This window comes from Methanocella paludicola SANAE (assembly GCF_000011005.1).
Classification (GTDB): domain Archaea; phylum Halobacteriota; class Methanocellia; order Methanocellales; family Methanocellaceae; genus Methanocella; species Methanocella paludicola.
In genome coordinates this window covers 1,927,886-1,949,910 of the sequence record NC_013665.1, presented here as the reverse complement: position 1 = coordinate 1,949,910, position 22,025 = coordinate 1,927,886, and the positions used below count along the sequence as shown (strand labels likewise).

Below are 22,025 nucleotides of genomic sequence, written 5' to 3'. Positions count from 1 at the left end.
ACATAAACATATTATCAATCATGTTTATACGGATTCTTCCTGTATAAGCACGATAGACCGACAAAAAAGGTACTACTCTAATGACCGAACGGATAGGCTCCTCCGAGACCTGGATAGGCTCCTGCGGTTCCTTTTTCTACTGGGGAGACAAAAGCAAGGGCTTAAGGCCACTGCCAATTAAGACAAAACGTATAAGTAACATACGGTACGTACTACATATTTACCAAGGACTGATTGGCCAATGTACATGAGGATCACAACGCCATCTCGCCTTCATTTCGGGTTGATCGACTTTAATGGTAACCTGGGCCGCATCGATGGCGGCGCCGGCGTCGCCATTAACAACCCGCGTAACGTTATTTCGATAAAGCCGGGTAGAAAGTTCCTGGTTAATTGTCCGAACGGAACGAGCTCGGACCCTGCGAGCATCGTAAAGATCGCCCGTGGCATATGCGATAAGCTGGGCAAGCCTCTCCCCGACTTCGAAGTGACCGTCGAGGAAGAGATCCCCGCCCACGCCGGCTTCGGCTCCAAGACCCAGATGAGCCTGGCTCTCGCCTACGCCATCTGCAAGGAATACGATATGCCGTATAATGGCATCGAGGGCCTGGCCCGCCTTGTAGAGCGGGGCGGCACGTCCGGCATCGGCGTCCGTGCCTTCGACAAGGGCGGCTTTATTCTTGACTGCGGCCACAGCTTCGGCGAGGGCAAGGAAAAGAGCTCCTGTCTTCCCTCTTCTGCCTCTAAGGCGAAGCCCGGCCCCCAGGTCCTGCGGTGCGACATCCCCGAGGACTGGCGTTTCGTGCTGGTCACGCCCCTGAACGACGAGGGCTCCCACGGCCAGTCCGAGGTCGACATTTTCCAGTCATCTTTCCCCCTTAACGAGGACGAGATCGGCCGTGTCTGCCGTGTCGTGCTGATGCAGCTCGTCCCGGGCATCCTGGAGAAGGACATCGAGACCTTCGGCAGCGCCTTAAACCGGATGCAGGAGATCGGCTTCAAGAACATCGAAGTTCAGATGAAGTCCCCTCTCGTGCCCAACATGCTGAGCATCATGAACCACGCCGGCTCCTACGGCAGCGGCATGAGCTCCTTCGGGCCTACTGTCTATGGCCTGACGAACAGCAACAAGAAGGCGCAGGAGATCCAGAACGCCGTGTCCGATTACTTATGTGATATGGATATCAAGCACCAGTGCTGGATCGCCGAGCCGAATAACCACGGCATGTGGGCGAAGAAGCTTACGGTTGAGAGACATGTTGCCTCGCCTATACCGGTACCCGAAGAACTAACATAAGTTCTCTATCTTTTTAAGCTCGCGAAGCTTGTTAAGTCCGCGAAGGCTGTTCGAGCCCGAAGGCCGCGAAGCTGGCGCGAAGACCGCTAAGATTTTTTTAAAGAATATTTTATTTTCGTTTTACTCTCCTGACTGCATCGCCGAAGTATTTTTTGTTAAAGTTTATGATCAGGCCTATTCTGAGATCGGTGAATCTCAGGTATGTTAGTACCTGGGATATGTGTACCGGGAGTATATCTTCGACGACTTTTATTTCAACTATTACGCATTTGTTTACCAGGATGTCGAGGCGGTAGGCGTTGGGTATGATGTGGCCGTCGTATATAATAGGTAATAGTATCTGGTTTTCAACAGTCAATCCTTTCTTTTCCAGTTCGATGAGCATGCATGCTTCGTATGCGCTTTCGAGCAGTCCGTTGCCTGTGTATGCGTGGACATTGTATGCTGCATCGATAATTTGGGTCACGATCTTTTCTATTTCTTCGGGAATAGGTTCCATATAAATCACATCTTATTTACAATAATATGCATATAAGTATTTAGCAATTACCAATTAATAAAAAAATCTTAGCGGTCTTCGCGTAAGCTTCGTGGTCTTCGGGCTCGAAACAGTCTTCGCGGACTTAACAAGCTTCGCGAGCTTGTGCGGATTCAGTATCGTAGTAAACGTTATATGCGAGAAACATGATTATTAACACGAGGGGACCCCCCTCAAGGATTAGTCATAGGAAAGTCCTCGCACTTTTACCCATGACACCTATATAGCTTCTAAAGCTATCCCCATATAGCTTTAAAAGGCTATCATTACGATAAACATCAGATTCTGTAGGAGGACAATAGGATATGGATTTCACCATACTAGCGCCCATCGCGGGTCTACTCGCCCTGGTGGCCGCCGGATACTTCGCCTACTCCGTGCTCAAGGAGAACGCGGGCACGCCGAGGATGAAGGAGATCTCCGGAGCGGTCCAGGAGGGCGCGATGGCGTTCCTGAACAGGCAGTATACGACCATAGCGATCTTCGCCGTGATCATCGCCGTCGTTCTGGGATTCTTTATCAGCTGGTACGTTGCAGGAGGCTTCCTTCTGGGCGCCATCCTGTCGGCGGTGGCCGGCTATATCGGCATGAACATTTCCGTGCGGTCGAACGTGAGGACCGCCGAGGCTGCAAAGAGCGGCCTGGCCAAGGCGCTTTCCGTGGCCTTCCGCGGCGGCTCCGTTACGGGCCTTGCAGTCGTCGGTTTAGGCTTACTGGGCATTAGCGGCGTTTACTTGATCTCCGCTTACGTCCTTACCCCGGCGGGTCAGCCCGTAGACCTGAAGCCCCTTATCGGCTTAGGTTTCGGCGCCAGCCTTGTCAGCCTGTTCGCCCGTGTGGGCGGCGGTATTTATACCAAGGCGGCTGACGTGGGCGCGGACCTTGTGGGCAAGGTCGAGGCGGGCATCCCCGAGGATGACCCGAGGAACCCGGCCGTTATCGCCGATAACGTGGGCGACAACGTGGGCGACTGCGCCGGCATGGGCGCCGACCTGTTCGAGACTTACATTGTCACGGCGCTGGCCGCCATGTTGCTGGGCAACATCCCCGCGGTCCAGACGGCCCTGACCACGCAGTTCGGGCTGAACCCGTCCTTCGTCTCTAACCTGGTCACCTTCCCGCTAATACTGGGCGCCGGCGCCATTATCGCGTCGATCATCGCCATCTTTTTCGTGAGGCTGGGCAAGAGCAACAACATCATGGGCGCCCTCTACAAGGGCCTCATTGCTGCCACCGTCATATCGGTCATATTGTTCGCTGCAGCAAACTACTACCTGCTCGGCATGAACATGGGCATACTTATTGCCTCGTTCGTGGGCCTGGCAGTGATGGCCTGCCTGTTCATCATCACCGAGTATTACACGGGCACGGGCCACCGGCCGGTCAACGAGGTCGCCAAGGCGTCGCTCACCGGCGCCGGCACGAATATCATCACTGGCATCGCCATGGGCCTTGAGGCCACCGCGCTGCCGGTGCTGGTCATCGTCATCGGCATCTTCGTGGCCTACCAGTTCGCTGGCCTGTATGGTATCGCCATCGCGGCGGTCGCCATGCTCTCGGTCACGGGCATCATCGTGGCCATCGATTCCTACGGTCCAATCACCGACAACGCGGGCGGCATCGCCGAGATGGCCGAGCTGCCCCCCGAGGTCAGGAAGCACACCGATGCGCTTGATGCCGTGGGCAACACCACGAAGGCCGTGACTAAAGGTTATGCCATAGGTTCTGCGGCTCTCGCCGCGCTTGCCCTGTTCGCCGCCTTCAAGGCGGACATCGTCATGCCGGCCGGGACTTCCCTGAACCTGTCCATCGATAACCCGATCGTGCTCATCGGCCTGTTCATCGGCGGCGCCGTGCCGTTCCTGTTCAGCGCCCTGTGCATGCTGGCCGTGGGCCGTGCGGCGTTCAACATCGTCGAAGAGGTCCGTCGCCAGTTTAAGGAGATTCCCGGCATCATGGAAGGCAAGGCAAAGCCGGACTATGGCAGGTGCGTCGATATTGTGACGATCGCTGCCTTGAAGCAGATGGCACTTCCGGCCATCCTGGCGGTTTTGACTCCTCTGCTTGTCGGGTTCATCCTTGGGCCTGCAGCGCTGAGTGGCCTGCTGCTCGGTGTGATCATTACCGGCCTGGTGCTTGCGCTGCATATGACGTCCGCAGGCGCTGCCTGGGATAATGCGAAGAAGTTCATTGAGTCTGGTAATTACGGCGGCAAGAAGAGCGATGCTCACAAGGCTGCTGTAGTCGGTGACACAGTCGGTGACCCGTATAAGGATACCGCCGGGCCGTCGCTGAACGCACTGATCAAGGTCATGAATACTATTTCGCTGATCTTCATCGGCCTGATCACCACGTATTACCTGCTCAGGTAAGTTGGGAGTTTTCTCCCAACCCCTCTTTCTTTTTAATGAGTTTTACTGAAGTACTGAAGTACTTGTTTTATGGTCTAAACAGTAACCTCAGAACCAATTATGACTAATAATACAAAAAAGTAATATTTTTTAAAATGAATCCATGTTACTAAGGATTATTCACTTATATAACCAATTTTTTCTACACAAATTAGGCATTTAAAATTAGAATTGTCCTGAATCAAAATATCTATATAAAGATATTGTTGTTCATATAGGTAGTAATACCGCTGATGCCATATAAATTCTCTTATAAGTTAAAATAAACTGTTTACATTGAGCGATTATGTTAAATTAAGCAATTTTGTTCCAGAATCTGATAAAACATGAAAATATTTCTCCCATTTTGACAATTTATCTAAAAAACTGGGTTGTTAAGGAAAGGATATATATAGTAGCTTTTCGTAATTTAGTTGTTAGAGTGCGGTGTGAGACCGCTTAGATACCTATCGTTAGGGGGGCAGGGATTCTTCCCTTCGCGACTATGGCTAAAAACCTATGGTCTCAGATCGCCTGAAAATTGGTGGAGGAAATTTTAACTATGAAGGCAAACAGATTTGCAAACAATGATGAGGGTGTCTCCGCCGTAATCGGTGTCATCCTCATGGTCGCAGTCACCGTCATTCTGGCGGCTGTCATCGCGGCTTTCGTATTCGGCATGGTTGGCGGAGTCAAGAAGACTTACACTGTTGCGGCAACTGCGCAGAGAACAAGTGTTAACACAGTCCTTATTACATACAATGGTGGTCAGGATTCCGCACAGGTTGTTGAGTTAACTGCATCGGCTGTTGGTGGTACTATCTCTGGTACATTGGGTACAACCGTTGGTAGCTCAATTCAAGTAACTAATGCTGCTAACCCGTGTACTGTAACTGTCACGTCTAAGTGGGCTGATGGATCAACATCAGTGATAATGACACAAACCCTGTAAAATTATATAACACGGTTATGGTTAGGTAAGCTATTATATCCGCTTACCTATATTTTTAATTTTTAATTTGGTTAAACATTTAAAAAGTAGTTGTTTGTTTTAATAGCATACTTATTGAAACTATTGATACTCATATTGCTTTTTTAAATTTTGATTGGTGTTTTATTTTAGGGTTGTGATTGGACCAGGTGTTCTTTTTTTCTTAGTTAAAATGATGTGGATGAGATAAATACTGAGTATGGGTGAGATGCAGGAATTTTCTATTTTTAACTGTCTTTATATGTTTCTGAGGCATAGAAAAATTAGATTAGCGCTAACCGGGAGGTAGTATGACTGTGAATAAATTTCTATTATTTGAAAAAGAAGACATCAAAGTACTTACGATAGATTTAAAACTTTGCAATTATTATCTAATATCAATATAACATATTAAATCATATATAATTTCATATAGTCATCACATGCTACTATATCATATTCTAAAGTTTTATTCGATAGTAAATATATCTTTTTGTTTTGACTTTTTACTAATGTGTTGTTTTTTATATCTTGTAAACTCGAATCTCCCATATTCCAATAATTATATAAATAAAAATTGTTATTAAACTCATTATTATCTAAAATTAATAGTGTATTAGAATTTGTATTATTTTTTATGAAATTGTATATGGCATTTTCATGATATGATTCATATTTTGACTGGAATAATTCATTATAATATATATTCAGCGAAAAGAAGTATGAAAATATAATTATAACAAGTAACAATACGCAAATATAACGTTTATCACTAATTGATAAGTATATCAACATTAATAATAATAAGAAAAAAACAATTATCAATGCTGCCGATGGTATGTTCCATGTAGGCATATTTAATGCTTGACCATAATTTATCCCGAAGAAAGGATCATAGAACGAAGTATATGCATATAATGATGGATTATTTACAAAACTTAAAAACCCAAGTATAATTGTGCTATTATACATTAGTATAAATAGTACTATTAAAATAATTAATATAAATAATAATATAAACAAATTAACATATTTAACACTTAATATTTTCCAATCTATTTTGTAAATACTTATTATACTTAAAATTATAATTGGGGGTATAACTGGTTCAACATATCTACCTAATAATGTTTCACCACTAATAAATGTAAAAACAAGCGTTGTTAAAATTAAAAAAAGTATTGTAGTAAATAAGTAAAAGATTAATACTGACGCATTATTGTTGATGATCTTTTTATCGTGTATAAATAACATTAATAAAAAAAAGATGGCAACAAATAATAAAAAATATGATGATAAAAAAAGGTAATTTATTAAATAAATAAGACATCCTATAATGCGTAATAATCCATTTATAGTTGATAGTCCATTTACTGCTTGCCAAAATATAGTAAAAACATTATAAGATGAGCCATATGTCCAACTTGCTAACTGTTCTTCGCGTTCTCCCCATAAATTATTTATATCTGTTACATACATGGAAAAAAATACCCAAGAAATTAAAAATAACGTGAAAGTACCTATTAAAAACCATTTTTTCTTTAATAAATTAGTAACACTATCATACTTTTTATTACTTAATAAATAATAAAAAAAGGTTAGAATAAATGCAATAAGCATTGATATACCATTCGATCTTGTTATATATAAGTATACGACCGATAGAGATGCTAGTAACTCCCATTTCTTATCGTTTGTTTCATAACTTTTGAGTATGAACCAAATTGAAAATAAAAATAAAGGTATGAATAATACTTCAGTCATTATTGTAAAACTATTATAATTTAATAAAGGCAGGGTAGTAACAGCAAGGGAACCAATAATGGAAATAATTAAATTACAATATTTTTTTAATAAGAAATATGTTGGAAAAATAATTGAGGTTGTCACTATCGCACTTATTGCTAACATTATATGATAAATCACTTCTTTATCATTTGATATAGCATATGCTAGAGATAAAAATATAGGATATCCGGGGGAGTAAGAACCGCCAAATTTAGCATATAATTTACCTTCTATTAAATTATTAGCCAAACTATCATAATAGATTTCATCCATATGTATGAAGGGTGCATAGAAATTTAACGATAAAAATATCTTTAATAATGTTAATGATATAAATAATATGCAAATTATAAGTAAAGCATATTTTTCAATTGATTGATTTACACATTGAATTCCATTTTTCATCTGTAGCAACCCAGAGGAATTAATTACTCAATTTAAATGTGAAAATTCTTATGTTCCAAAATCTAATATAGTTTTCACTTAAAACTCAATTAATAATTCTTCATATGATTAAATAAAAGTAAAATATTCATAAAATTATTGATAATATGGGGTGTATTATGTAATTAGGTGAAAGTATTTGGAGCTTCCGGTTTTGTCGTTTTTATACCCGATAAAAACGTTTGTATCTGATTGTAGAAGCCCATTTCTTGTTTTGATTGCATCCAGGACCTTTTCTACATGGAGTTGGCATGTCTGGACAGCGTGCACGAGCTGATACGGATTTTTTGACTAAAGTTAATTCGAGCAATGCGTTACCAGTATAAAATGAATATTTGGCTTAGAGGGGGTACCTAGCGACTGCGTGTTCACCAGGTTCAAGCAAGAACTCAGGGATACTTTGGACAGGATCATGGACATCATCGTGGGCATGCTTAGAATACTGGTGTTCCGGTTGTTCAAAGCGCCTGGAGTTGATAGTACTAAAATCGAGGTGTATAGCAAGAAGGACCGTGGGCCAGCTAGGGGTGGGACCATATGATCGAGAAGTATTACAGGGGGTACAAGGCCCAGTTGCAGTAACTAAATTAACAATTATTCAGCATAAAGTAGATAATATACTCGGGCTAATGATTTAAGCGGCATTGGTATTGATGGTGGGATATGCAGGCAACAGAGGTAGATGTAAAACCAAGCGTTTATGAAATGTCATTTAGAAATTTGCCTGTAACAATCATCAAGCCGTCGAAGGGCTGGATGCCGATCAACCTTCACGAGCTCTGGGAGTTCAAAGACCTTTTATATTTCTTCACGTGGAGAGACATCAAGCTCCGGTATAAGCAGACGGTCTTAGGCTTCGCCTGGGCGATTATCCAGCCATTCTTTGCGATGTTGATATTCACGTTGTTCTTCGGCAGCCTGGCGAAGTTACCTTCGGATGGCGTGCCTTATCCGATATTCGCCTATGCTGCACTGCTTCCATGGACGATGTTCTCGGAAAGCATTGCGAGATCGACCAGTACAATGGTCATGAATTCTAATATCATAAAAAAAGTCTATTTCCCCAGGATGGCGCTGCCGATCTCTAGCGTACTTTCTCCGATTGTAGATTTTGCGATAGCGTTTGTTATTCTTATACTGATGATGGCCTATTTTGGCGTGATGCCCACGATCAATGTTATCTGGATGCCGGCGTTCCTGTTACTGGCCATCGTGACATCGTTAGGCGTCGGGCTCTGGACTTCGGCCCTGAACGCCCGGTATAGGGATATTCAATACGTAGTACCATTCGTGATACAGATCTGGATGTTCGCGTCCCCCGTGGTTTATGCATCGTCGATGATACCGGTACAATATCAATTCCTGTATGGGCTGAACCCTATGGCAGGCGTTATAGAAGGGTTTAGGTGGTCGCTGCTAAGCACAAATGCGCCAGGAATGATAATCATAGCTTCAGTAGTAGTGTCGTTAGCTCTACTAGTGTCCGGAGCATTCTATTTCAGGCGGATGGAGAAGACATTCGCTGATGAGGTCTGAAGATGAGCGAGATAGCGATACAAGTGGAGCATATGGGGAAGCAGTATCGCATAGGGCAAAAAGCGCCGTATTTGACATTCAGGGATGCGATAACAAATACCATAACAGCACCAATAAAAAGATTCAAGGAAGGAAGTCGATTAACCGATCAAGAAAGTAAATTCTGGGCATTAAAAGATGTATCATTCGATGTTGAAAAGGGAGAAGTATTAGGCATTATAGGTCGCAATGGAGCTGGAAAAAGTACATTATTAAAAATATTGTCAAGAATCACAGATCCAACAGAGGGATATGCAAAAATTTATGGAAGAGTTGGATCGCTTTTAGAGGTGGGGACAGGTTTTCATCCAGAACTGACCGGTCGAGAGAATATTTATTTGAGCGGTTCAATCCTAGGAATGAAAAAGTCGGAGATTGATAATAAATTCGATGAAATAGTTAAGTTTGCGGAAACAGAAAAGTTCCTAGACACCGCTCTAAAGCATTATTCAAGTGGAATGCAGGTACGGCTGGGTTTTGCTGTAGCTGCGTATCTAGACCCCGAAATATTAATAATTGACGAAGTTTTAGCTGTTGGTGATGCTGAGTTTCAAAAGAAATGCCTAGGCAAAATTGAAGATGTATCAAAAGCTGGCAGAACAGTTCTTTTCGTGAGTCATAATATGGAAGCCATTGAAAGGCTTTGCTCTCGAGTTATACAATTAGATAAAGGTAAAATTGTTCAAAATTCTAATAGTGTAAATTCTGTAATTCATAATTATTTATATGCTAACTATGAGGAAAGATCATTTGAATGGATTAACTCAAGAAATGAGTTTAATAGTCATTGGTTAGTGCCAAGAAAATTTTATCTATCTAATAAAAACAATATCAAACAGGGGATATTTACTAATAATAGTGAAATATGGATAAATATTGAGCTAGAAATAAAAGAATTGGATTCAGCACTTACAATTGGATATGCGATATATGATGAATCAGGTAATCTATTATATTGGTCATACCATACTGATGTAACTAAAAATAAATGGCCAGATTTAAAATTAGGGATGATTACTTTGAGAAGTATGATTCCTAAAAGACTTTTAAATGAGGGCATTTATAAAATTGAATTAATTGGAAGCCTTCATTTTAGAGAATGGCTTTTACAACCAATTATAAATGCGCCATCAATATACCTTACAATTCAAGGAGAATTAAGCGATTCTCCACTCTGGATGGTTAAACGGCCGGGGATTTTAGCCCCAGTTATAGACTGGTGTATTATTGATAATGATGAAATGGGCCAATTAGATAGTAATATAATGTAAAGATATGTCAATGGAAATGTTAAATTAACCAAGGGAAGATTGATGACAAAAATTTTTCCGAATATTAACCTACTTGTTTGGGTATATAATAAATTGAGGTCTTTTTCATTATTTTTTAGATTCATAGAAGATTATAATAAGTTCAATTCATTAAACAAAAAAGATCATCGTTTTTTTATTAAATTGACGAATTTTTATCCATGTCTATATGATAGAACAATAACAACAGGGTTTGACAGACATTATGTTTATCATCTTTCATGGGCAGCTCGTACACTTATTAAAATTAAACCTGAGATACATGTGGACATCTCATCATCCTTGTATTTTTGTTCAATAATGTCTTCAGTGATACCAATAAAATTTTATGATTATCGCCCTGCTGAGATAATATTAACAGGTTTATCCGCAGATAGAGCTGACTTATTAGCTTTACCGTTTGATGACATGAGTATAAAATCAATATCATGTATGCACACTGTAGAACATATCGGGTTGGGGAGATACGGGGACCTAATTAATCCGATGGGAGACCTAAAGGCGATATCTGAACTCAAAAGAATACTAGCGCAAGATGGCTCCTTGTTGTTTGTTGTTCCAATTGGAAAACCAAAAATTGCATTCAATGCGCATCGTATATATTCTTATGAGCAGATTATGGGTTATTTTTCTGATCTTACCCTAGAAGAATATGCATTAATCCCTGATAATCAAAACGATATCGGTATCATTTATAATGCATCTAAAGAGATAACAGATAAACAGGAATATGGTTGCGGCTGTTTCTGGTTTAGAAAGAATAAGGGGGCATAATTATTCGAATTTTATATGTCGGAATGAAGTACGATTATGGCAATCCCAATCAGGGTTATAGCTTCGAGCATTATAATTTCTATGACTCACTCGTTAATATTGGTCACGATATCCTTTATTTTGATTATATGACACTCATGCAACAATATGGAAGAGAGTGGATGAATAATAAGTTGTTCGAGATAGTAAAAAAAGAAAACCCTGACTTAATGTTCACAGTTTTGTTTAAGGAAGAGCTCGATAAAAACATAGTAAAAAAAATATCCGATAGTACGGATACTATTACACTAAATTGGTTCTGCGATGATCACTGGAGATTTGATAACTTTACAAAATATTGGGCACCGTGTTTTAACTATGTCGTGACGACAGCAAAGAGTGCACTACCGAAATACGAAAAAATGGGTTATACGAATGTAATAAAAAGCCAGTGGGCATGTAATAATTTTTTATATAAAAAAATGGAACTGCAGTTTAAGTATGACTCTTCGTTTATTGGGCAACCTCATGGAAATCGGCGTGAGATAATACAAAGAATAAAAAATTCGAACATTCAAATAGAGACGTGGGGCACCGGTTGGGAATCTGGGAGGGTGACTCAAGAGGAAATGATAAAGATATTCAATCAAAGTCGTATTAATCTAAATTTGAGCAACAGTTCTACTATAAATAATATAAATATTTTAGGAAAAATAAAATCTATGTTTGTAAAAAACAAGAACGATAAAATAATATTCAATCATATTAATAATCAGATTAAAGGGCGAAATTTTGAAGTACCTGGTTGCGGCAGTTTCATGTTAACAGGTATCGCCGAAGATCTAGATCAATATTATGACATTAATAAAGAAGTTTGTTGTTTCGAAGATATGAATGACCTGTTATATAAAATCAATTACTATCTCAATCATGATGAAGAAAGACGCCAGATAGCTAACGCAGGATATATAAGAACATTAAAAGAACACACTTACGTCCATAGATTTAACGATATATTCAAGCATATAGCCTGGGCATCCACTCCATCAGATATTACTTATATCGGAAAACCAAAGCATGGAAGTACTGTTGAGATAATAAAATAAGGGATATTTTGACCGAAATTGTGCCGAAAGTAAGTGTAATTGTCGCAACATATAACAGAGAAAATGTTATATCAGACACCATAGATAGTATATTCAATCAAACTTTCCAGGATTATGAAATTATTATTGTTGACGATGGATCGACAGATAATACAAATGCTATTCTAAAAAAATATGGAAATAAAATAAATTATGTCAATATCTACCACTCAGGATCACCATCTTATGCAAGGAACACAGGCATAAAGTTAGCAAAAGGAAAGTATATAGCAATATTAGATTCGGATGATTTATGGTTCCCGGAAAAATTAGAGAAACAGGTTAATTTTATGGAGAATCACAGTGATGTGGGGGTATTAGGCACGTTCTTTGAAACAGTTAATGACGATAACGGAAATAAAAAAATATATTTATTACCGACTAACCCCAATATATTAAAATGGTGCCTTATCTTTAGCAATTGTATCGCCCATTCTTCTGTTATTATAAGAAGTGAAATAATCAAAATGTTGGGGTATTATGATAAGTCGGTAGATTTTTGTGAGGATTATGACCTATGGATCCGGGCGAGTCGCATTACGAATATCGCCAATCTCCCCGAAGTGTTATTGAGTTATCACATACACGATAGTAGTATTTCATCAGTCTATTTTGAAGAGCAAGAAAAAATTGCCTTGTGCATTATGATATTAAATGTTAGAAAAATTTTAAATAATAATGTATCCGATGAAATAATACTAAATATGAAGAGGGTATATAACGGATTTCTATTGAATAATAATGATGAAGTGGAAAATGCTTTTAATATTATGTTTGAGCTCTATAATCATTATACGAATAATAACAATCTGAATTTAAAAGAATTAAATTCTATATCGAATATTGTTATGTATTTATTGTTGAGACAGGTGATAAAAGAAAGGAATATGGGCATTAATTATCGTATAAAAATATTTTTAAAAGTTGGCATATTTAAAATGCAATCTATAAAAGATATAATGTTGAAGCTATTATATCAATCTTATAAATCATCAATTAATTGAAAATTCGTTGAAGTAAATTAATATATTGATATGCCCACTGTCAGCATAATAATACCAGCTTATAATCAACAAGAATACATTCAATCAGCATTATCTAGTGTAATTGATCAAACACTAAAAGATTGGGAAGCAATCATTGTCAATGATGGATCCACAGATAATACGGACATAATTGCTCAAGAGTTTATTAAAAAGGATTCACGATTTAATTATATATATCAAGATAATAAGGGCTTATCAGAAGCTCGTAATACTGGATTAAAGTTAGCAAAAGGAAAATATGTCGTATTTTTAGATTCGGATGATATTTTGGATACTCAAATGCTCGAACTAACGACTGGCTATCTGGAAAAACATGTTAATATTGATATTGTAAATGGAGCATGGGACCAAATAGATGATAATGGAAAAGCAATTTCACGTAGATTTGGGCCAATAATACGAAAAAACTATTTGTATGATCTTATGTTGACCAATCTTTTCCCGGTACATTCGTTATTAATAAAAAAAGCAGTATTCGATTATTGCGGTTTTTTTGATGTAGCCCTAAATTCCCATGAAGACTGGGATATGTGGCTCAGGGCATTAAGTAATGGATATAAGATGGGGTACTTAAATCATTTAATCGCCCACTACAGGATTCACCCGCAATCCATGACAAAGAATAAGCAAAGGATGATTAATAGTACGTGTCAGGTATTAGATAAAACTTTTAAACCAAGTAATATTGACAAGATTAAATTGCTAGATGGAATGCCAATATACTGGAAGTACCAGGTCAATTCCTGTTTTTATAGATATAGGTATATTATCGATTCTAGAGATAAAAATTATTTCAAATCGATTTTGGATCTTGTTTTATCATGTGTGATGTGGCCACCAATTACTTTTATGTATATATCGTATATTTTAACAAAACATACTGTATAAATTGCAACCGGATTGATATCGATGGATTTCCCAAAAGTAATAATCTTAATATTAAACTGGAATGGGAAATCTGATACAATCGATTGCATCGAATCACTTAAAGCTGTGGATTATCCAAATTATTACATTCTATTAATTGATAATGGCTCGACAGATGGTTCGGTAGAGTTATTTAAAAACAAATACCCTGGTATTGAGATAATACAAAATAAAAAAAATTTAGGATTTGCCGAGGGCAATAATTCAGGAATACGATATGTTTATGATAATAATTATGAATATCTTTTACTACTAAACAATGATACTACAGTGTCTACTGATTTTTTAAATAAGCTGGTAATTGCAGCAGAGAATTATAAGAACGTAGGTTTTGCGGGACCTATGATTTATTTTTATGATTATCATGGCAGAAAAGACATTATCAGTTTTGTTGGAGGAAAATTAAGTAAATGGCGAGGTACGGTAAGACATTTAGGTGCAAAAGAAGTAGATAATGGCCAGTATAACAGGACCATTGAAGTCGATTATGTCGAAGGCTCATGCATATTGGTAAAACGTGATGTAATAGAAAAAATTGGATTATTAGACCCACAATATTTTTTATATTGGGAAGATACCGATTGGTGCGAAAGGGGCAGAAAAATTGGTTATAAAACCATATCAGTCCCTGATGCAAAAATATGGCATAAGATCTCTGCGACATCGAATAGAAGAGGCGGTACAAATAGCTATTATATGACAAGAAATTGCTTCATCTTTATGAGAAAGAATGCCAGTACATCGCAATTCATCTCATTCCTTACTTATTTTATATTGTTCAAATTTTGGTACAATATTTTAATGTATGGTATCTATTATAGGAATATAGCTGAATTAAAGGGATTTTTGAAAGGAACATTCGATTATTTTATTAAAACATGATATACTGGGCTATATTTTACTATTATTGTACGTGTCTATCAATCGTTGCTCCATTATTTTCCAGGAATATTTCGAAATGTAGGCATTTCTCCCATTATCGCCTAGTTTTTTTCTATTTTCAGGATCATTTTTTAACATTTTTATCAAATTTTCTAAAGCCTCAATATCCCCATAGGGGACAAGTATACCACAATTCTCTTCCTTAACGATTCGACTCGCAGCTATCTCGGAATTTACGATTATAGGTTTCCCACACATCATCGCCTCAAAAAGTTTATTGGGACTCTCGTATTTACTTTTTAAAACCCGGGGATCATTAAACCTAAATAGAACATCTGCTTCCATCGTTTTTAGCAGGACGTCTTCATAAGTTGGCAGCCATCCGATATATTTTATTTTATTATTATAACGATTGATTTGCTCCATATATGGTAAAACATCCGATCCCGGGCCTACTAGCACTAGTTTTACATTATCGATATTCTCAATTGCTTTTATCATATGGTCGATACCACGATATTTATGCATAGCTCCAGCATAGAAAATAACCATCTCATCAGCTGCATCTTTAATTTTACTTGTTTGAAGATTGAAACGGTCGGGTGGCGAATTATAGATGTATACTAGCTTATTTATTTTGGCCCCTTTAACTTCATCATAACGACATTCATCGACTAAGAATAAAACGTCTGCAAATCCAATGCCGAACATCTCGATCGCAGCGACCACATTTCTAATAGTATTTACTATGAAATATGGGCGTTTTTCCGGTATAGTACTGGCATAAAAATCAAAGCTTGTATAGAAGAGCCGGCATCTTTTTACGAATTTAGCTATGATAGCCGGCCACTGCGTATCAATATCACATGTATGAATTACATTCGCATCATTTTTCAAGAGGTAAATAAACTCGTATATCCACCAGATTGGCATGTAAAATATTACCGTCCATTTATCGAGAGGCGCTTTCAAGTTGAATTTTTGAAAAGCATAATGCGAATTTATGGGGCTTTTTAGAGTATGTTGTCTGTCCCATACTAATAATTTTACATCCATCCCATTTTCTGACAGGCTCTCTGCTATTTTATAAATGGCAGAATCGGTGGCCCTTGCGCGTAATAGAATTACTTTCATTTGGAATATCGATCCGACTTTTAAGCAATAACATGTAAGAGGAATAGATAAATATGTTGCTTCTTCATATGTAGATTAATATCGCTATCCTAGAACGAATCGCGGATTTATCCATGTATACTAATAACGGCGTTAATAAAAAAACCGTGAGCATCATTATACTCTCATATAACAGTTGTCAAGATCTGATGGAGTGTATACCTTCTATATTGGAACAAATTGGCTCCGACCATGAAATAATCGTTGTCGATAATGGCTCAGTCGATGGCACGGAATCATTTATTAAAAAGAATTATTCGAATATCCAGTTCATTGAAAATGGCTCAAACCTGGGTTACGCCGCCGGTAACAATATAGGATTTCGACATGCAAAAGGCGAGTATATAGTCGTCGTGAATCCGGATACTATCCCGGGTAATAACTGGCTTTCTGCGCTTATTGCGCCACTACAAATGAATCCAGAAATTGCTATAACTACTTCAAAAATTTTGATGCACACTGATAAGCATTTAATCAACACTTGTGCGAATCATTCACATTACACCGGTCTTAACTTCTGCCGCGGGCTCAATCAGCTTTCTTCATCGTTTAAAAAACCACTCGAGGTCGGTGCTATATCTGGTTGCTCATTTGCTACTCGACGGAAGGTCATTGAGGAATTGGGTGGATTTGACTCTAACTTTTTTTTGTATATGGAGGATGATGACTTATCTTGGCGAGCTCGTCTTGCCGGATATAAAATAATGTTTGTGCCGTCATCCGTTATTTATCATAAATACCGGCTTACAATCGCACCCTGGAAGGAGTATTACCTCGAACGTAACAGATATATCCTTCTGTTAAAGAACTATCGACTGAAGACACTTTTCCTATTATTGCCAGTGCTGCTGGTCACCGAAGCTATCACTTGGGGACATGCAATACTAAATGGATTACCATATATGCAGAGTAAATTAAGGGCTTATTGGTGGTTAATTAGCAACCTTAACCTTGTCATACCAGAACGTAAGGAGATACAAAGCTATAGAAAAATTAGTGATAAAGAACTTATAAAACTCCTCGATTGGAGGATACCTTTTGAGCAAGTAATAGTTAATGAATCCATAAAAAATCAAGTCGATAAAATTTTTAACTCTATTTATAAGATATATTTTTATGCGATTATAAAAATTGTATAAGCAATAAAATTCATCTAATCTTTATTCGAACGTTCTGTATAGACCATAGCATCAATCCGGTAAATATGCTAAATATCCCTAAAATAGTGCATAGCATGAAGATTAAAGAATACCCGACAGCAACGACCTTTGTAGCATTAAATATATCCAGTACCATGAAGCAGAAGATCGCCGCGGTGACCAATAATAAACCGCCAGGAACGCCGAAGAACAGTAAAGGCCGCTCTTGTGATATCAGGCCTATGATTGGGTTTAATACGCCAAACCCATGAGAGACAGGATTCATCGTGGAACCTTCCACATCATACCTAACATTTATCGGAACTTCTAGAACTTTAAGCCCTGCCTGTGCCGCATCGATGAGCATTTCGCTTTCTATCGCCATGCCATTCTGCCTAAAAGAAAAGCAATTAAACGTTTTACTAGAAAATGCTCTAAACCCGTTCTGCGAATCTGTTATTTTTTGTTTGGTACCGGTGTTCGTCGCAGCAGTTAAAACTTCTTGCCCTATACGTCGATATCCCGGTACTTTGTTACCATTTTTAATGAGGAACCTCGAACCGTTTACAATATCTGCTTTCCCACTAATGATAGGACCTAGAAGAAGTGGTATCTCATCGGGATTATGCTGCCCATCACCATCGATCAATATAAGTATATCTGCATTTGCTCTTTTTACGAATTCAAATGCATCTTTTATTGCCACTCCCTTTCCTTGATTAGTTTTATGAGTGATAATCTCGGCACCAGCAATTCTGGCGATTTCCGAAGTTTTATCCTTTGAGCCATCATCAATTACTAAAACTTGATTCGCAAATTTTTGTGACCGTAAAACAATACTTCCAATCGCGATCTCTTCATTATAACACGGAATAGCTACTATGATCCTGTATTTCTCATTTGTTGGGGTATTACTATTATTTTGAGCTATTGAATCGATGGCATTAGGCTTTATTAGATTATACGAATGCTCTATTGTTGATGCCATCAATGCTCCTCCCCTGCAAATTAACCATTATATCAACAATAAAACATAAATCATTTATGGTATAACCAAATAAATTGTAAGAGATATAATATATCGCGATTTTATAGATTTATATGATTCATATAAAATATCACTATTATCATGGTCTGATTATCATATCGCATATTTTCCTATCCATATAATCAACAAATGATTTAGTAATGCAATTTATTTATTATAAATCCTGTAATCATCAAAAATTTCTTTTTTTATTTTTATTATATAATTTTGTTATACTATAATAAGATAAATATAAGTATTCGCTTTACATACGATTGTATTATGCCACTGATTATTGATGATGAAGGTATTTCTGATGTACTCGCTGTTATTCTAATTGCCGCATTGACGATTATTATTGCAAGTATAATGGCTTCATATGCCTATGGTTTAGCTCAAGATATAAGACAACCGAAAAATGTTGTTGTTACAGCTCAGAGAGTAGATACTACGACAATAACCCTAACTAATTCTGGCGGCGATTTAGAAATTCTCGATACAACCACTCCATTTAGAGTTGTGATTAATGATATTGAAGTTCCATGCGGCAATCTGGACGAAAATATCGGATCCACAGAAGTTTTTAACGCAAATGCTGGTGCACACGTCGTAGTTACCGCAATATGCTACCAGGAAACGCCTAAAGTAATATATGATGGTATATTATAATCAATTAAATTTTTTAGATTGATAAACTGTCGATAGCTAATTTTTTTACTGATTTTTTTTACAATTTCACCCAATCTAAAAAGCTTTATTTCTTCAGAGCACAACTCATCTCTCAGATTCATCATGGTTGAAATCCTCGCGGACGTGGGCGGCAGTCCTGGTAAGGACTGCCGGGGCTTTTGCAAATATTGTTATTTCAAGCTAGTCAAGGAAGTTCCAGCTTTCGGCTGTAAGCATTGCCTCCCCTTCCAGAAGGGTTGCGACTATTGCACCAGAGGCATAAAAGAGCAGTACCCCGGCTTCAAGCCTCTCCCCATGGTCACCTCCGACGTCATGGGCGCGCTCATGTTCAACCGCAACGCCGACAAGATCACCATCAGCGGCGGCGGCGACGTTAGCTGCTACCCCGAGCTGAAGGAGCTCGTCGCGTTCCTCAGCCAGACCGGCCTTCCCATCCACCTCGGCTATACAAGCGGTAAGGGCTTTGATAGTGCGGATGATGCCGACTTCTACATCGAGAACGGCGTCACAGAGGTCACCTTCACCGTATTCTCGGCCACCACGAAGCTCCGCAAGGAGTACATGAACGACAAACACCCCGAAGAGTCGCTCGAGGCCCTCAAGCGCTTCTGTAAGTCCTGTGATGTTTATGCGGCGTCGGTCCTCATCCCGGGTGTCAACGACGGCGAAGACTTGATCAAGACGTGCGACCTCCTCCAAAAATGGGGTGTCAAAGGCGTCATCTTAATGCGCTTCGCCAACTCCGAGGAGCAGGGCCTCATCCTGAACAACGCGCCCCTCATCAAGGGCGTCAAGCCACACACCATCCAGGAATTCGAGGGCATCGTAAAGGACATCGCCTCGAAGTACAAGTTCCGCGTCACGGGCACGCCGTTGGGCGACCCGAAGCTGGGCTCCCCATTCGCCATACGCAACGAGCCCAAGAAGCTCCTGAAATTACCCAAACTCACCAAGGAAGCGACCCTCATTTCGGGCTCCATCGCAGCGCCGCTCATCCAGGAAATATTCACGAAACTGGGCAGCAGTGTGAACGTCGTGCCCGTCAAAAAGGACATCGCATGCCTCATCACCATAAAGGACATCGAAGGCATCGACCTCAAAGACGTAAAAGAGACCGTCATCTTCCCTGGACGGGCTTTAGTGCATGACAAAGAGATCGAGGAGCTATTAACGAAGGATGGTGTTGATCGTCTTGTGCGCAGGGGTCCGGATCGTTTGACAGCGGATGGCGAGATGACCATCAGCATGACGAAAGACGAGATCATCGACTTCGAGGTATGTGCTTTTACTGAGCTTATCGATATTATAAACGCGATTGGTCTGCCGCCACAAAAAGTGAAGAAAGTAAGCAGTGTCACTAAAGCTCCGGTAAAAAAATCCGTCACGAAAAAGAAAAAGTAAATTTATTTCTGTGCAGTGTTTGCGACTCATGTACAGACCCTCGGTTTTACAACACGAAGACATGAAATTCTTCTTTTTAGAGTTTTAACACTAAATCGTGAAAGCACTGTAAACACAATTAAGCCATGAAAACTCAAAGGCCCTATTAAGCGAATTAAGCCGCTAAGACGCGGTTATTAAGACACTAACGAACGACGTAAGCCATGGACTGCTCCCTTTTTTGTGGACAGGTAGTTAAGGCACATCTGCTATGAGGTATGATTGTATGGGAAGAGTTGAGCGGCGGAGGTTTTCGCGGGAGTTCAAGCTTCAGGTGTTGCGGGAGCTTAAAGGCGGTAAGAGCGTGGCAGAGGTGTGCAGGGAGTACGATCTCACTCGGTTTCTTGTTGCCAGGTGGAAGAGGGAGCATGAGGAGAATCCTGACGCGTTTCAGGGTAAGGGTAAGGCTCGCGTGGATGAGAATCGTACGAGGGAGTTGGAGAGGCTTGTGGGCCAGTTGTATGCGGAGAACGATTTTTTAAAAAGAGCGTTGGCCAACATGAAGAAACGGGAGGAAGATCGAGGGAGGGATCGTATATGAGCATACTGGAGTGCCGTGGCAGTCTTCCGGTATCGAGGGCTGTGGAATTGATGGGGGTCAGCAGGAGCGGGTATTACAGGTGGTTGCATACTCGAAACATGATACAGCCCACGGAGTCTGATTTGTTGATCACTGAAGAGATCCAGCGGATAGCTCTCGACTATCCGAGGTATGGGTATAGGCGAGCCTGGGTGGAGTTGGGCAACCGTGGGTTCATTGTTAGTAGGAAAAAGGTGTACATGCTGATGAGACAGTACAACCTGTTGTGTGTGAGAAGACGGTACCGGGTATGCACCACTGACTCGAATCACGATAAACCAGTGTACGAGAACCTGGCCGGGGGCATGAGGGTTTCAGGTATTAACCAGTTGTGGGTGGCCGACATCACGTACATCCAGTTGTCCAGGGAGTTCGTGTACCTGGCCGTAGTGATAGACGTGTACAGCAGACGGTGCGTTGGCTGGCAGCTCAGCCACAGTATCGATACGAGGCTGACGCTGGGAGCATTGCATAATGCACTGGAGACCAGGAGGACGGAGTTAGGCGGCCTGGTTCATCATAGCGATCAGGGAGTCCAGTACGCCTCTAAGGAGTACGTTGAATGCCTCCTTGAGCACGGTATCCGGGTTAGCATGAGCCGGCGTGGCAATCCGTATGATAACGCGTTCGCCGAGAGCTTCATGAAGACCCTGAAGTACGAGGAGGTATACCTGAACGAGTACGAGACGTTCAAGGACGCAATGGAGAACATCGAACGGTTCATCGACGAAGTGTACAACCAAAAACGATTACACTCGTCAATAGGATACCAATCACCAATCGAATACGAGAAAACATTAAATACGAACATTGTGCCTTAACTAACTGTCTACTTTTATGGAAGCACTCCACCACGAAGTGCCACCAAAATAAGACAAAAAGGGAACGCCAGCCCAGGTACCATTAAGTTG

18 protein-coding genes and 1 pseudogene are annotated in these 22,025 nt (G+C 40.0%); 15 read left to right on the top strand and 4 right to left on the bottom strand.

Annotated features, from left to right (window positions below; all coding sequences use genetic code 11):
* The first annotated feature begins 247 nt into the window (after nucleotides 1–247).
* On the top strand, nucleotides 248–1,297 hold the full coding sequence (locus MCP_RS09805; RefSeq protein ID WP_231845057.1) for a beta-ribofuranosylaminobenzene 5'-phosphate synthase: 1,050 nt from the start codon (nucleotides 248–250) through the stop codon (nucleotides 1,295–1,297).
* Nucleotides 1,298–1,406: 109 nt separating this feature from the next.
* Here MCP_RS09805 and MCP_RS09800 read toward each other — a convergent pair whose 3' ends face one another.
* Nucleotides 1,407–1,796, bottom strand: a complete 390-nt coding sequence (locus MCP_RS09800) for a GxxExxY protein (RefSeq protein WP_012899246.1) — start codon at nucleotides 1,794–1,796, stop codon at nucleotides 1,407–1,409.
* 344 nt (nucleotides 1,797–2,140) lie between these two features.
* Between MCP_RS09800 and MCP_RS09795 the strand changes: the two genes are divergently transcribed.
* Together MCP_RS09795 and MCP_RS09790 are read left to right on the top strand one after the other, a co-directional pair.
* Entirely contained in the window at nucleotides 2,141–4,207 is a 2,067-nt protein-coding gene (locus MCP_RS09795; protein WP_012900687.1) for a sodium-translocating pyrophosphatase, read from the top strand.
* Nucleotides 4,208–4,787: 580 nt separating this feature from the next.
* Nucleotides 4,788–5,177: a type IV pilin gene (locus MCP_RS09790; protein ID WP_012900686.1), complete on the top strand. Its 390-nt coding sequence runs from the start codon at nucleotides 4,788–4,790 to the stop codon at nucleotides 5,175–5,177.
* A 429-nt stretch (nucleotides 5,178–5,606) separates the two neighbouring features.
* On the opposite strand, the gene MCP_RS09785 is transcribed toward MCP_RS09790, so the two are convergent.
* Nucleotides 5,607–7,256, bottom strand: coding sequence for a glycosyltransferase family 39 protein (locus MCP_RS09785; protein WP_158301481.1), 1,650 nt, complete (start codon nucleotides 7,254–7,256; stop codon nucleotides 5,607–5,609).
* 535 nt (nucleotides 7,257–7,791) lie between these two features.
* Between MCP_RS09785 and MCP_RS15715 the strand changes: the two genes are divergently transcribed.
* The 8 genes from MCP_RS15715 (at nucleotide 7,792) to MCP_RS09750 (ending at nucleotide 15,065) form a co-directional block, all read left to right on the top strand.
* The gene (locus tag MCP_RS15715) at nucleotides 7,792–7,968 is read left to right on the top strand and encodes a hypothetical protein (protein WP_012900684.1); all 177 of its coding nucleotides are present in this window, start codon (nucleotides 7,792–7,794) and stop codon (nucleotides 7,966–7,968) included.
* A gap of 179 nt (nucleotides 7,969–8,147) precedes the next feature.
* A complete protein-coding gene (locus tag MCP_RS09780; protein WP_197525916.1) occupies nucleotides 8,148–8,963 on the top strand; it encodes an ABC transporter permease in 816 nt (271 codons plus the stop codon).
* A gap of 2 nt (nucleotides 8,964–8,965) precedes the next feature.
* Nucleotides 8,966–10,273 (top strand): ABC transporter ATP-binding protein, encoded by a 1,308-nt coding sequence (locus MCP_RS09775; RefSeq protein ID WP_012900682.1) that lies wholly within the window; start codon nucleotides 8,966–8,968, stop codon nucleotides 10,271–10,273.
* Between the two features lie 303 nt (nucleotides 10,274–10,576).
* A complete protein-coding gene (locus tag MCP_RS09770; RefSeq protein ID WP_197525915.1) occupies nucleotides 10,577–11,086 on the top strand; it encodes a DUF268 domain-containing protein in 510 nt (169 codons plus the stop codon).
* Nucleotides 11,087–11,109: 23 nt separating this feature from the next.
* Nucleotides 11,110–12,171, top strand: coding sequence for a CgeB family protein (locus MCP_RS09765; protein ID WP_012900680.1), 1,062 nt, complete (start codon nucleotides 11,110–11,112; stop codon nucleotides 12,169–12,171).
* An 8-nt stretch (nucleotides 12,172–12,179) separates the two neighbouring features.
* A complete protein-coding gene (locus MCP_RS09760) occupies nucleotides 12,180–13,214 on the top strand; it encodes a glycosyltransferase family 2 protein (protein WP_012900679.1) in 1,035 nt (344 codons plus the stop codon).
* Between the two features lie 30 nt (nucleotides 13,215–13,244).
* On the top strand, nucleotides 13,245–14,144 hold the full coding sequence (locus MCP_RS09755) for a glycosyltransferase family 2 protein (protein WP_012900678.1): 900 nt from the start codon (nucleotides 13,245–13,247) through the stop codon (nucleotides 14,142–14,144).
* 21 nt (nucleotides 14,145–14,165) lie between these two features.
* A complete protein-coding gene (locus MCP_RS09750; protein ID WP_012900677.1) occupies nucleotides 14,166–15,065 on the top strand; it encodes a glycosyltransferase family 2 protein in 900 nt (299 codons plus the stop codon).
* Between the two features lie 9 nt (nucleotides 15,066–15,074).
* Here MCP_RS09750 and MCP_RS09745 read toward each other — a convergent pair whose 3' ends face one another.
* Entirely contained in the window at nucleotides 15,075–16,199 is a 1,125-nt protein-coding gene (locus MCP_RS09745) for a glycosyltransferase family 4 protein (protein ID WP_012900676.1), read from the bottom strand.
* Between the two features lie 113 nt (nucleotides 16,200–16,312).
* Here MCP_RS09745 and MCP_RS09740 point away from each other — a divergent pair, with 113 nt between their 5' ends.
* A complete protein-coding gene (locus tag MCP_RS09740; protein WP_012900675.1) occupies nucleotides 16,313–17,377 on the top strand; it encodes a glycosyltransferase family 2 protein in 1,065 nt (354 codons plus the stop codon).
* Between the two features lie 10 nt (nucleotides 17,378–17,387).
* Here MCP_RS09740 and MCP_RS09735 read toward each other — a convergent pair whose 3' ends face one another.
* Nucleotides 17,388–18,365: a glycosyltransferase family 2 protein gene (locus MCP_RS09735; protein WP_012900674.1), complete on the bottom strand. Its 978-nt coding sequence runs from the start codon at nucleotides 18,363–18,365 to the stop codon at nucleotides 17,388–17,390.
* Nucleotides 18,366–18,686: 321 nt separating this feature from the next.
* On the opposite strand from MCP_RS09735, the gene MCP_RS09730 reads away from it, so the two are divergent.
* From MCP_RS09730 to MCP_RS09720, 3 genes and pseudogenes are all read left to right on the top strand, one after another.
* Nucleotides 18,687–19,073: a type IV pilin gene (locus tag MCP_RS09730; RefSeq protein ID WP_012900673.1), complete on the top strand. Its 387-nt coding sequence runs from the start codon at nucleotides 18,687–18,689 to the stop codon at nucleotides 19,071–19,073.
* A gap of 123 nt (nucleotides 19,074–19,196) precedes the next feature.
* Nucleotides 19,197–20,495: a methyl coenzyme M reductase-arginine methyltransferase Mmp10 gene (gene mmp10 / locus MCP_RS09725; protein WP_012900672.1), complete on the top strand. Its 1,299-nt coding sequence runs from the start codon at nucleotides 19,197–19,199 to the stop codon at nucleotides 20,493–20,495.
* A gap of 265 nt (nucleotides 20,496–20,760) precedes the next feature.
* Nucleotides 20,761–21,935: pseudogene (locus MCP_RS09720) on the top strand (IS3 family transposase).
* The last annotated feature ends 90 nt before the right edge of the window (nucleotides 21,936–22,025 follow it).

What these genes read in the sequence shown, in the direction of transcription:
- MCP_RS09730 (WP_012900673.1), top strand. Translation starts at nt 18,687, where the DNA reads ATGCCACTGATTATTGATGATGAAGGTATTTCTGATGTACTCGCTGTT.
- MCP_RS09805 (WP_231845057.1), top strand. Translation starts at nt 248, where the DNA reads ATGAGGATCACAACGCCATCTCGCCTTCATTTCGGGTTGATCGACTTT.
- MCP_RS09745 (WP_012900676.1), bottom strand. Translation starts at nt 16,199, where the DNA reads ATGAAAGTAATTCTATTACGCGCAAGGGCCACCGATTCTGCCATTTAT.
- MCP_RS09765 (WP_012900680.1), top strand. Translation starts at nt 11,110, where the DNA reads ATGAAGTACGATTATGGCAATCCCAATCAGGGTTATAGCTTCGAGCAT.
- MCP_RS09790 (WP_012900686.1), top strand. Translation starts at nt 4,788, where the DNA reads ATGAAGGCAAACAGATTTGCAAACAATGATGAGGGTGTCTCCGCCGTA.
- MCP_RS09775 (WP_012900682.1), top strand. Translation starts at nt 8,966, where the DNA reads ATGAGCGAGATAGCGATACAAGTGGAGCATATGGGGAAGCAGTATCGC.
- MCP_RS09735 (WP_012900674.1), bottom strand. Translation starts at nt 18,365, where the DNA reads ATGGCATCAACAATAGAGCATTCGTATAATCTAATAAAGCCTAATGCC.
- MCP_RS09750 (WP_012900677.1), top strand. Translation starts at nt 14,166, where the DNA reads ATGGATTTCCCAAAAGTAATAATCTTAATATTAAACTGGAATGGGAAA.
- MCP_RS09785 (WP_158301481.1), bottom strand. Translation starts at nt 7,256, where the DNA reads ATGGATGAAATCTATTATGATAGTTTGGCTAATAATTTAATAGAAGGT.
- mmp10 (WP_012900672.1), top strand. Translation starts at nt 19,197, where the DNA reads ATGGTTGAAATCCTCGCGGACGTGGGCGGCAGTCCTGGTAAGGACTGC.
- MCP_RS09795 (WP_012900687.1), top strand. Translation starts at nt 2,141, where the DNA reads ATGGATTTCACCATACTAGCGCCCATCGCGGGTCTACTCGCCCTGGTG.
- MCP_RS09800 (WP_012899246.1), bottom strand. Translation starts at nt 1,796, where the DNA reads ATGGAACCTATTCCCGAAGAAATAGAAAAGATCGTGACCCAAATTATC.
- MCP_RS09755 (WP_012900678.1), top strand. Translation starts at nt 13,245, where the DNA reads ATGCCCACTGTCAGCATAATAATACCAGCTTATAATCAACAAGAATAC.
- MCP_RS09740 (WP_012900675.1), top strand. Translation starts at nt 16,313, where the DNA reads ATGTATACTAATAACGGCGTTAATAAAAAAACCGTGAGCATCATTATA.